The sequence below is a fragment of the Streptomyces sp. NPDC007095 genome, from assembly GCF_040634475.1.
GTDB lineage: Bacteria > Actinomycetota > Actinomycetes > Streptomycetales > Streptomycetaceae > Streptomyces.
Map to the genome: position 1 here is coordinate 42089 of NZ_JBEYFS010000010.1, position 11706 is coordinate 53794.

Genomic DNA, 11706 nt, shown 5'->3' on the forward strand with positions numbered 1-11706 from the left:
CCGCCCGATCCTCCTTCACCCGAAAAAGACGGTTCCCGGCACCGCGGTGGCGGTGCCGGGAACCGGCCGGTCGATCACGGGACGCTTGGCGCTCAGGCCGCGTGCACGACGTCCTTCTCCTCGGCGAAGTGGCACGCCGACTCATGGGCCGCCGGCGAGTCCACGCCCATGAACACCTGGGGCACCGCGAGGATCGGGGTCTCCACGGAGCACTTGTCCTGGGCCTTCCAGCAACGGGTGCGGAAGCTGCAGCCCGACGGCGGGTTGGCCGGGGACGGCACGTCACCGGTCAGGATGATCCGCTCGCGGTGCTCACGGGCCTCCGGGTCCGGCACCGGGACGGCCGACAGCAGCGCCTGGGTGTAGGGGTGCGTCGGGTGGTCGTAGATCTGCTCGTCGCTGCCGATCTCCGCCATCTTGCCGAGGTACATCACGCCGACCCGGTCCGAGATGTGCCGGACGATCGACAGGTCGTGCGCGATGAAGAGGTAGGACAGGTTGAACTCGTCCTGGAGCCGCTCCATCAGGTTGATGACCTGCGCCTGGACCGACACGTCCAGCGCCGACACCGGCTCGTCGCAGATGATGATCTCGGGGTTGAGCGCGAGACCGCGGGCGATGCCGATGCGCTGACGCTGACCGCCCGAGAACTGGTGGGGGTAGCGGTTGATGTACTCGGGGTTGAGGCCGACCACGTCCAGCAGTTCCTGGACCTTGCGTCGCCGGTCGCCCTTCGGAGCCACCTCGGGGTGGATGTCGAAGGGCTCACCGATGATGTCGCCCACCGTCATACGGGGGTTGAGCGAGGTGTACGGGTCCTGGAAGACCATCTGGATGTTGCGGCGCACGGCCTTCAGGGCGCGCCCGGACAGCTTGGTGATGTCCTGGCCCTTGTAGAAGATCTCGCCCGCGGTGGCCCGCTCCAGGTTCATCAGGAGCTTGGCCACGGTGGACTTGCCGCAGCCGGACTCGCCCACGATGCCCAGCGTCTCACCCTGGTACAGGTCGAACGAGACACCGTCGACGGCCTTCACCGCGCCGACCTGCCGCTTGAACAGGATGCCCTGGGTGAGCGGGAAGTGCTTCACCAGGTTGCGCACCTGAAGGATCGGTTCGCCACGGTCCACCGGCGCCTCGATCGCGGCGACCGCCTCCGCCTCGGAGTGGGCGTCGACGACCTCCACCTCGGAGACGTTCGGGGTGGCCTCCTGCTCGTCGTTCTTGCTGAGCTCAGCCATGGATCGTCTCCTTCCAGAAGTGGCAGGCCGAACCGCGGCCGACCAGCTCGGTGCCGTCCTGCTCGCTGACCGGGAGCAGCCCCGGGACGTCCGTACGGCAGATGTCCTGGGCCTTGGGGCAGCGCGGGTTGAAGGCGCAACCGGTCGGAATGCGCAGCAGGTTGGGCGGCAGCCCCTTGATCGCGTACAGCTCCTGGCCCTTCTGGTCCAGGCGCGGGATCGAGTCCAGCAGACCCCGCGTGTACGGGTGCGCGGGGCGCTTGTACAGCTCGTGGACCGGGGCGCGCTCCACGATCCGGCCCGCGTACATCACGGCGATCTTGTCCGCGACGTCGGCGACGACGCCGAGGTCGTGGGTGATCAGGATCAGGCCCATGTTGTACTCGCGCTGAAGGTCCGAGAGCAGGTCCATGACCTGGGCCTGGACCGTCACGTCGAGCGCCGTGGTGGGCTCGTCCGCGATGATCAGGTCCGGCTCCAGGGCCAGCGCCATCGCGATCATGATGCGCTGGCGCATACCGCCCGAGAACTGGTGCGGGTAGTCGTTCACGCGGGCCGCGGCGGCCGGGATCTTCACCCGGTCCATCAGCTCGATCGCCTTGGCCTTGGCCTCCTTCTTGGAGAGGCCCTGGTGCACCCGGAACATCTCGCCGAGCTGGTAGCCGACGGACAGGACCGGGTTGAGCGAGCTGAGCGCGTCCTGGAAGATCATGGCGATCTTCTGGCCGCGGATCTTGCGGCGCTCCTCGCCGGACATCTTGAGCATGTCCTGGCCGCGGAAGAGGATCTCACCCTGCGGGATCCTCGCCGGCGGCATGTCGAGGATGCCCATGATCGCCTGCGCGGTCACGGACTTGCCGGAGCCGGACTCGCCGAGCACGGCGAGCGTCTCGCCCGCACTGACGCTGTAGTTGACACCGTTGACCGCCTTGGCCACGCCCTCGCGGGTGTGGAACTCGACGTGCAGGTCACGCACTTCGAGCAGCGGCCCGTCGTCGGTGCCGCCCTTACGCGGGGCGGGCACCGGGACGGAGTCTTCGATGATGGTCACGTACGCCTCCCTCAGCGCAGCTTCGGGTCGAGGGCGTTACGGACGGCCTCACCGAGCATGATGAACGCCAGCACCGTGATGCTGAGCATGATCGACGGATAGAGCATGATCCACTGCGCCACGCGGATCTGGTTGCCGCCGTCCGAGATGTCGTTGCCCCAGGACACGCCGTTGAGGCCGAGTCCGAGGAAGGACAGGGTCGCCTCGGCGGAGATGTAGACACCGAGCGAGATGGTGGAGACGACGATCACGGGGGCGAGGGTGTTCGGCAGGATGTGCCGGAACATGATCCGCGGGGTGCTCGCGCCCAGGGCCTTGGCCGCGTGCACGTAGTCGGCCTGCTTGGTGGTGATCACCGCGCCACGCATCACACGGGCGATCTGCGTCCAGCCGAAGGCGGCCAGCGCGCCGATGACGACCCAGGTCGTGCGGTCCGGGAAGGAGGTCAGCACGACCATGGTGGCGAGCAGGAACGGGATGCCGAAGAAGACGTCCGTCAGACGCGACAGGATCGAGTCGACGATGCCGCCGAAGTATCCGGCGATCATGCCCATCAGGCCGCCCACGACCGTCACCGCGAGGGTGGTGCCGAAGCCCACGGCCACGGAGGCCCGGGTGCCGTAGATGGTACGGGCGTAAACACTGCGGCCCTGCTGGTCGTAGCCCAGCCAGTCCGCGGAGAAGACGTGGCCGAACTTCGGCTTCTGCAGGAAGTGCTTGGCCAGGTCGCCCTTGATCGGGTCGGTGTCGGTGAACAGCCCCGGGAAGAAGGTGATGGTCAGCAGCAGCACGATCAGCACCGCCGAGACACCGAAGATCCAGCTGTGCCGGAGGTCGTTCCAGGCGTCGCCCCACAGGCTGCGGGACTTCTCCGGCTTGGTCGCGGGGACCGCCACCGGGGTGGCCCCGTCGTCGGTCGCCACCGCCGTCTGGACGTCGGTCTTGGTCACGTCAGGCATAGCGAATCCTCGGGTCCAGGACCGCGTAAAGCAGGTCGACAAGCAGGCTGGCGAGGAGGAAGATCAAGACCAGGATGGTCACCAGGCCCACGAGCGTGGTGCCCTCGCGGCGCACGATGGACTGGTAGATCGTGCCGCCGATGCCCTGGATGTTGAACAGGCCCTCGGTGACGACGGCTCCGCCCATCAGCGCGCCGATGTCGGTGCCCAGGTAGGTGATCACGGGGATCAGCGAGTTGCGCATGAGGTGGACACCCACCACACGACGCCGGGGCAGGCCCTTGGCGACGGCCGTACGGATGTAGTCGGCGCGCAGGTTCTCGGCGACCGACGTACGGGTGAGCCGGGTCACATAGGCCAGCGAGGCGGTCGCGAGGACGAACGCCGGCATCAGCAACTCGTTGTAGTTCGTGGAGTCGTTCACGTTCGGCGGCAGCCAGTTGAGCTGGAAGGCGAAGACGACCTTCAGGATGAAGCCGAGAACGAACACCGGAACGGAGATCAGCAGCAGCGAGACCAGCAGGATCGCGTTGTCCGCGAACCGCCCGGCACGCAGGCCCGCCCAGATGCCCAGGGCCATGCCCAGGACCAACTCGATGGCGAAGGCCAGCCCGCTAAGACGGAGGGTCACCGGGAACGCCTCGCCGAGCACGTCCGTGACGGGGCGGCCGCTCGCGATCTGCGTGCCGAAGTCGAGGTGAAGGATCATGTCCTTCATGTAGTGGTAGTACTGCACCAGGATCGGCTGGTCCAGGCCGTACTGATGTCTCAGTGAGGCGATGACGGCAGGGCTTCCGCCCTTGTCGCCGAACAGGCCTCGCACGGGGTCGCCGGGCAGGGCGTAGACCATGAGAAAGATCAGCAGGGTTGTCCCGATGAAGACCGGGATCATCTGGAGCAGTCGTCGTGCGACGTAGCGCCCCATCGTGCCTCCATGTAGTTACTACGACGACAGCCGACGGGCCCTTTCCCCGCGCACCCCTGAACGATGCGCGTGGAAAGGGCCCCCCGGCCGCTGCCGTCCCCCCGGGCGCGGCGCACGAGGCGGCGCCGCACCCGGGATCACGGGCTGATTGCGGTTACTTCTTGACCTGAACGCCGGTCAGGATCGGGTCGCCGTCCTGGGCGTACGCGACGCCGGTGACCTTGTCCGAGTAGCCCGCGTTGACCTTGTAGTACCAGAGCGGAATGCTCGGCATGTAGTTGACGAGCTCCTTCTCGATGTCCTGGTACTTCTTCTCCGAGTCCGCGAGCGAGCTGGCGGTGTCGGCCGCGGCGATGTCGGCGTCGATCTTCTTGTTCGAGAAGCCGCTCTGGTTGCCGTCCGACTTGCTGCCGTACAGGTCACGGATGAAGTTGGCGTTCATCGGGAAGTCGAGCACCCAGCCACTGCGGTACATGGACTTGACCTGCTGGGCGTCACGCGCGTTGAGGTCGGCCTGGAAGTCGGCCTTGGAGTCACCCGCGCACTTGACGCCGGTGGCGTTGGTGATCGAGTTGCAGACCGCCTCCACCCACTCCTTGTGACCGCCGTCCGCGTTGTACTGGATGGTGATGGCGTTGCCCGGAACGCCGCCGCCGTCCTTGATGAGCTGCTTGGCCTTGGTCGGGTTGTACGTGAAGACGTCACCGCCGACGTTCGGCTCGTAGCCGAGCACACCCTTCGCGACCCAGCCGGTGGCGGGCTCGCGGGTGCCCTGGAGCACCGTCTTGGTGATGGTGGCGCGGTCGATCGCCATCGACAGGCCCTGCAGGACCTTCGGGTTGATGTTCTTCCACTGCTTGGTGTAGAAGGCCGGCGCGATGGTCTGGATCGCCGAGTACGCCTTGTCCACCGCGCGGCTGCCGAGGTCCGACTTGTAGACCGGCAGGTCCTTCGGGGCGATCTGACGCAGGACGTCGACGTTGCCCGACTTCAGGTCCTCGTAGGCCGTCTCCAGGTTGGTGTAGTTCTTGAAGATCACACCACCGTTCTTGGCCTTGTCCGGACCCTGGTAGCCGTCGAACTTGGCGACCTCGATCTGCTTCTTGTGCGACCAGCTGACGAACTTGTACGGGCCATTGCCGATCGGGTGCTCGCCCGCGGCCTTCGGGTCCTTGTAGAAGGACTCGGGCAGCGGCGAGAAGACCTCGTAGCCGAGCTTGTAGACGTAGTAGGGGATCGCCTTGGAGAGCGTGATCGTGAAGGTGTTGTCGTCGACGACCTTCAGACCGGACATCGTCGTGGCCTTCGGCTTGCCCTTCGCCGGGGCGACGTCGTCGTAGCCCGCGATGTCGGAGAACCAGAAGCTGTTGGTCTGCTTGTTCGCCGGGGCGGCGGCCCAGTTCCACGCCTTGACGTAGGACGTGGCGGTCACCGGGGTGCCGTCGTGGAACTTCCAGCCCGACTTCAGCTTGACCGTGTAGGTCTTGTTGTCCTTCGTGTCCACCGACTGGGCGTTCACGTTGACGATGTTGCCCTTGTCGTCGTAGCTCACGAGCTGCGAGAAGAGCGACTTGATGACGATGCTGCCGTTGGACTCCATGGTGTTGGCCGGCTGCAGCGGATTCTGCGGCTCGCCCACCTCGACCGAGAACTTACCGGCCGGGTCGACGGCGGCCTTGCTGTCGCTGCCCTTGTCGCCACCGCCACCACCACAGGCGGTCGCTCCCAGCGCCACAACCGCGGCTATCGCGACCCACTTGGCGCTCTTGGCACCGCGCATGGGTTCCTCCTCATGAGTCCATTGGTTCACCGCAAAAGGGAGCACTAGTCACATTGCCGACACTTGGGACGGAGAAAGTGCTGGTGCCCCCTGCGCTCGCAAGCCGACGCCACCTGAAGGCGTATGGCCCGTTGATCCGAGCTCTACGCGCCTAACTATCTGCCATGGGCCAGACCCCGACCACACTCACAAGGTCTCGGTTCGATCACACCTGTCGCCTACTTCTTCCAAAATCCGGACAAAGGGTTTGCTGAAAGATCCCTGCGAAACGGACTTGTTACACATCTATCGGTCTCGACCGTCCGCATTGCGGACACCCGGAGCGAAAAAAGAGGTTGCGGCTATCGTGGCCGTCATGTGGGGGTGCCATCGGCGTGCCCACGCACCCCGGGCCGGCGGAGACAGCTGCCCCTCTATGCGGTCAACCGGCTTCCACGACAAGGCCGTTCGCTGATCAAGCGAGTGCGTCCCCGACGGTGTGATCACGGCACCGAGACGCGCCGTGCGGCCGGGACCCACGTGATTGCAGGGTAGTGGGAACCGGCCAATTTGGAGGACTACTCCTCCGTAATGAAGGGTTTTCCCTACCCTCCCCTCGCTCTCCGCCCTATCGCAGCCCCGTACCGCGGCGCAAGCCGCGCGTCGCGCTCGGCGCGCCCCCCAACGCGTCGGGCACCCCGCGGATGCGAGGTGCCCGAAATCACTGCGGAAACGGCCGAGGTCAGCCGTGCTTGGCGCGGCTGGCGGTGCGACCGCGCTCCTTCTGGTCGAGGACGACCTTGCGGATACGCACGGCCTCCGGGGTCACCTCGACGCACTCGTCGTCGCGGCAGAACTCGAGGGACTGCTCCAGGGAGAGCTTGCGCGGCGGGACGATCGCCTCGAACGAGTCGGCCGAGGACGACCGCATGTTCGTGAGCTTCTTCTCCTTGGTGATGTTCACGTCCATGTCGTCGGCACGCGAGTTCTCGCCGACGATCATGCCCTCGTACACCTCGGTGCCGGGGTCGGTGAACAGCACACCGCGCTCCTGGAGGTTCGTCATCGCGAACGCGGTGACGGCGCCTGAGCGGTCGGCGACCAGCGAGCCGTTGTTACGGGTCGTGAGCGTGCCGAACCACGGCTCGTGGCCCTCGTGGATGGAGTGGGCGATGCCCGTGCCGCGCGTACCGGTCAGGAACTCGGTCCGGAAGCCGATGAGGCCGCGGGAGGGAACGACGAACTCCAGGCGGACCCAGCCCGAGCCATGGTTCGACATGTTGTCCATCCGGCCCTTGCGGACGCCCATGAGCTGCGTGACCGCGCCCATGTGCTCCTCGGGCACGTCGATCGTCATGCGCTCGACCGGCTCGTGCACCTTGCCGTCGATCACCTGGGTGACCACCTGCGGCTTGCCGATGGTCAGCTCGAAGCCCTCGCGGCGCATCTGCTCGACCAGGATGGCGAGCGCGAGCTCACCACGGCCCTGGACCTCCCAGGCGTCCGGACGCTCGGTGTCCAGCACCCGCAGGGAGACGTTACCGACCAGTTCGCGGTCGAGACGGTCCTTGACCTGGCGGGCGGTGACCTTGCGGTCCTTGACCGCGGACTTGGCGTCCGCGCCCTTGCCGGTGCCACCACGGCCGACCAGCGGCGAGGTGTTCGTACCGATCGTCATCGAGATCGCCGGCTCGTCCACCGTGATCAGCGGCAGCGCGATCGGGTTCTCCGGGTCGGCCAGGGTCTCGCCGATCATGATCTCCGGGATACCGGCGACGGCGCAGATGTCACCGGGGCCCGCCACCTCGGCGGGCTTGCGGGTGAGCGCCTCGGTCATCAGCAGCTCGGTGATGCGGACGTTGGACATCGTGCCGTCGCGCTTGATCCACGTGACGGTCTGGCCCTTGCGCAGCTCGCCCTGCTCGACGCGGAGCAGCGCGATACGGCCGAGGAAGTTGTCGGCGTCCAGGTTGGTGACGTGCGCCTGGAGCGGGGCGGACTCGTCGTAGGACGGGGCCGGGACGGACTCCAGGATCGTGGTGAAGAACGGCTCCAGGCTGTCGCTGTCCTGCGGGACCGTGCCGTCCTCCGGCTTGGTCAGGGAGGCGACGCCGTCACGCGCACACGCGTAGACGATCGGGAACTCGATCTGGTCCTCGTCGGCGTCCAGGTCGAGGAAGAGGTCGTACGCCTCGTTCACGACCTCGTCGATGCGCGAGTCGGGACGGTCCGTCTTGTTGATGCACAGGATGACGGGCAGGCGGGCCTGCAGCGCCTTGCGCAGCACGAAGCGGGTCTGCGGCAGCGGACCCTCGGAGGCGTCCACGAGGAGGACGACCGCGTCCACCATCGACAGACCGCGCTCGACCTCGCCACCGAAGTCGGCGTGGCCCGGGGTGTCGATGATGTTGATGGTGATGACCTCACCACCATCCTTCGGGTGGTACTTCACGGCCGTGTTCTTGGCCAGGATCGTGATGCCCTTCTCACGCTCCAGGTCGTTCGAGTCCATCATGCGGTCGTCAAGCGACTCGGCGGCGTGCGCGGCGAAGGCACCGGCCTGCTTGAGCATGGCATCGACCAGGGTGGTCTTGCCGTGGTCGACGTGGGCGACGATGGCGACGTTGCGGATGTCGTGGCGCGTGGCCATATTGAGGCGCTTCTCCCGGAGTGAGTGGACGGCCTGCGCGTACGTCAGTGCTACGCGGACCCTGCCGGGCTGGACACGCCACGGCCTTACCCCATGGTACGTGGCCTTGACGGGCACGGCCTCCGCGGGCTAGTCCGCGGAGGCCGTGGGCGGCGTTGCTCGCCCTTCTTACGTGCCCTTCTTACTTGTCCTTCTTTGTTGCCGTTCCCCCTTGCACGCCCTTCTTCAGGAAGCCCATGTCCTCGTAGAGGGGGGTCTGGAATCCGAAGGAACCGGCGTTGGCGAGGTTCAGACGGGTGGCCGTGAGCTGGGGGCGCTGGTAGAGAGGAATCGATCCGGCGGCGGCCCAGATCCGGGCGTCGGCCTTGCGGACCAGGGAACGCGACTCGTCCTCGTCCAGCGTCGCGATGGCCTGGTCGAAGAGCTGGTCGACCTGGTCGGTTCCGACCCTGGTGTAGTTCTGCTCGACGGCGAGGGAGCCGTCGGCCGCCGGGACGGGCTTCGCGTAGATCGGGCGGGCGTCGGTGGCGGGGAAGGCCGAGGCGGGCCAGGAGTACAGCGCCAGGTCGTACTGGCCCGAGGCGATGTGGTCCTTGAAATAGCTGTCGTCCGGCACCTTGGACGTCTCGGTCCGGATGCCGATGCGCTCCAGCATCCGTGAGATCTGGTCGGCGACCGTGCGCAGCGACTCCGAACCGGGACCCGAGGGCAGGACGAAGCGCAGCGTCAGCGCCTTGCCGTCCTTGGCGAGCGCGCCGGCCGCCGCGCCCGCCGGGGCGGCCGTGCCCTTGGGCGCGTAGGCGCCGGGCGCCCCGCCCTGCCGGTTGTCCTTGGGGGCGTACTGCCTGCCGTCGAGGTGCTTGTCGGCCTGGTCGTCCGCGTGCTGCTTCCCGTGCTTCCCCTGCTTCTCGGCGTGGTCCTTCGGGTCCTTCTTGTCCCGGTCGGCCTCGCCGTTCTTGTCGTCCTCGCCGACGATGAACGTCCCGTCGTCCGAGTCGGCGTCGGAGTCCGCCTTCTTGCCCTCGGGCCCGGCCGCCTTGTCCTTGTCCTTCTTCTGCTGCTGCTCGTTCACCGGTCCCCCGGGCACCCATCCGGCATCCGCCAGCAGCGCCTGCGCCTCCTTGGTGTCCTGACCGCCGAGCGCGCCGCTGTTGTCGGCGTAGGCCGGCTGGCCGGAGAGCGCGAGGTGGCTGCCGACCGGGACGGCGGGCAGGCCCAGCGGGCTCAGGACGACCTTGGCGAGTTCGTCGCGGTTGATGGCGCGGGCGACGGCGCGACGGACGCGCTCGTCGGCGAGCGGGCCCTCGGAGCCGTTCAGGGCCAGCTGGGTGTAGGCGGGCTCGAGGGACTTGCGGACCACGAAGTCGCGCAGGGCCGTCTGCTGACGGACGTACGTCGCGATCACCGCGCTCTGCTCCTTGCGGGCCTCGGTCTCGTCGGACGCGGCCTCCCCGTCGGAGCCGTGCGCGACCGCCCGGGAACGCAGCGCCTTCGTGGGCGTGAGCGCGGAGCCCGGTCCCTGCAACGGGCCGGTCCCCTTGTCGCGGGCGGCGAGCGTGATCCGGCCCGCCTCTTCGGGGTCGATCTCGGCCAGGTCGACCTTGTCGGCGGCGAGCGCCTCGGCCCGCTTGTCGCGCGGGACGGCGACCAGCACGATCTCGGAGAGCTTGGCGGGGCGGCCCCACCAGTGCGGGTTGCGGGTGAGGAGGACCTGGCCGCCCTTGTGGTCGATCTTCTGGAGGGTGAACGGGCCCGCGGTGGCCTGGAGCTTGGTGCGCGCCCCGTCGTTGAAGGCGTCCGCGGTGCCCATCACGTCCTTGGGGTACAGCGGTGAGAAGAGCGACTTCCAGTCGGCGTAGGGGCGGCTGAAGGTGACGCGGACCTCCAGGTTGTTCTTGCCCTGCTCGATCTTCTCGATGCGGTCGTAGCCGGCGTTGCGGGCCGTCCAGTACGCGCTGTCCTTGCCGGACAGGGCGCGCCACTGGGCGGCGAAGTCGGCGGCGCCGATCTCGCGGCCGTCGCTCCAGACGGCCTGCTGGTTGAGCTTGTAGAGGACGACCTGCTTGGGCTCGCTCTCGACGATCTTGGCCGATTCGAGGTAGTCGGGGTTGAGCTGGGGGGTGCCCTTGTAGTCGAGGCGGTACAGGGACGGCAGTACGGCGCCGGCGATCCGGGAGGTGCCGGCGTCGGCGTCCGCCTGGAAGGTGTTGAGGGTCTGCGGTACGGCGTCCACCGCCCAGCGGAGGGTGCCGCCGTCCTCGATGCGGTCGCGGGTCGCGGGCGCGATGTCCTGCGCGGCGACGGGCTTGGCGACCTCCTCGTCCGCGCTGCACGCGGCGAGGGCGGGTACCGCGAGTGCGCCCGCGGTGAGGAACGCGACCGAGCGCATCACCGCGCGCAGTCCGACGCCGTCGTGGGACATCTCTGGTACCTCCAGGACAAGCCGCTCCGCGGGCGAACAGGGTTTCTGATCATGTTTGGCGGTATATTTACCGATATAAGGAGTTGATCAGATCTACGGACCCACTGAAGAGGAAAGGGTTCGCCTGCCGGTGGCGACACGCGAGGAGCGAGAGCAAGCACACCCGTGCGGCGTAACGCCGGCCGACTCGATTCAGCCCGTCCGGCGTTTGAGGACGAGACCGTTCAAGCCGAAGCGGGGGTCTGGGGGCGCAACCCCCAGGGGACGGCGCCCCCAGCGCACGCCCGCCAATTGGTGCACGTCCCTTCACACCGGCAGGTGTGACGCGCAACACTCGCAGGCGCATGAACGTTGCCACCCAGGGCCCGGACGGCCCACGGAAGTGAGGTCACGTCATGTCCGTGCAAGACGACCTGATGTCAGTGCAGCGCTGCCTCGAAGACCTGAACCGGTCGGTGGGCCGCCTGGAACAGCAAATGGGCAGCGGCGGGCTCGAGATGCGCCGCGTCCGAGCCGACGCCGACCATCTGCGCGAGAGCGTCGCGCTGCTGCGCGAGACGGCCCCCTGCGCCACCTCGCCGCGGCGCCCCGATCTCGTGGCCATCCCCGACACCCCGTACGACAACGCCTTGTGGACGGACTCGGACGACGAGGGTCTTGGCGCCCGCGACCGGCACGCCCCCTGACCCGACCCCGACCGGA

The 11706-nt window shown here is 67.5% G+C and carries 8 protein-coding genes; 1 reads left to right on the forward strand and 7 read right to left on the reverse strand.

Annotated elements, in window-relative coordinates; genetic code table 11:
- Positions 1 to 92: 92 nt before the first annotated feature.
- The 7 genes from ABZ656_RS05605 to ABZ656_RS05635 form a co-directional block, all read right to left on the reverse strand.
- Complete coding sequence (locus tag ABZ656_RS05605; RefSeq protein ID WP_360264852.1) at positions 93 to 1238, reverse strand: dipeptide ABC transporter ATP-binding protein; 1146 nt, start codon at positions 1236 to 1238, stop codon at positions 93 to 95.
- Positions 1231 to 2289, reverse strand: coding sequence for an ABC transporter ATP-binding protein (locus ABZ656_RS05610; RefSeq protein ID WP_360264860.1), 1059 nt, complete (start codon positions 2287 to 2289; stop codon positions 1231 to 1233). Before ABZ656_RS05610 ends, ABZ656_RS05605 begins: the two co-directional genes overlap by 8 nt.
- Positions 2290 to 2300: 11 nt before the next feature.
- A complete protein-coding gene (locus ABZ656_RS05615; RefSeq protein ID WP_360264863.1) occupies positions 2301 to 3248 on the reverse strand; it encodes an ABC transporter permease in 948 nt (315 codons plus the stop codon).
- On the reverse strand, positions 3241 to 4173 hold the full coding sequence (locus ABZ656_RS05620; protein WP_360264866.1) for an ABC transporter permease: 933 nt from the start codon (positions 4171 to 4173) through the stop codon (positions 3241 to 3243). Before ABZ656_RS05620 ends, ABZ656_RS05615 begins: the two co-directional genes overlap by 8 nt.
- Positions 4174 to 4327: 154 nt before the next feature.
- Positions 4328 to 5953, reverse strand: coding sequence for an ABC transporter substrate-binding protein (locus ABZ656_RS05625; protein WP_101400479.1), 1626 nt, complete (start codon positions 5951 to 5953; stop codon positions 4328 to 4330).
- A 721-nt stretch (positions 5954 to 6674) separates the two neighbouring features.
- A complete protein-coding gene (gene typA / locus ABZ656_RS05630) occupies positions 6675 to 8582 on the reverse strand; it encodes a translational GTPase TypA (protein ID WP_101400478.1) in 1908 nt (635 codons plus the stop codon).
- Between the two features lie 181 nt (positions 8583 to 8763).
- Positions 8764 to 11004, reverse strand: a complete 2241-nt coding sequence (locus tag ABZ656_RS05635) for an ABC transporter family substrate-binding protein (RefSeq protein WP_360264870.1) — start codon at positions 11002 to 11004, stop codon at positions 8764 to 8766.
- A gap of 395 nt (positions 11005 to 11399) precedes the next feature.
- Here ABZ656_RS05635 and ABZ656_RS05640 point away from each other — a divergent pair, with 395 nt between their 5' ends.
- The gene (locus ABZ656_RS05640; protein ID WP_101400475.1) at positions 11400 to 11690 is read left to right on the forward strand and encodes a hypothetical protein; all 291 of its coding nucleotides are present in this window, start codon (positions 11400 to 11402) and stop codon (positions 11688 to 11690) included.
- The last annotated feature ends 16 nt before the right edge of the window (positions 11691 to 11706 follow it).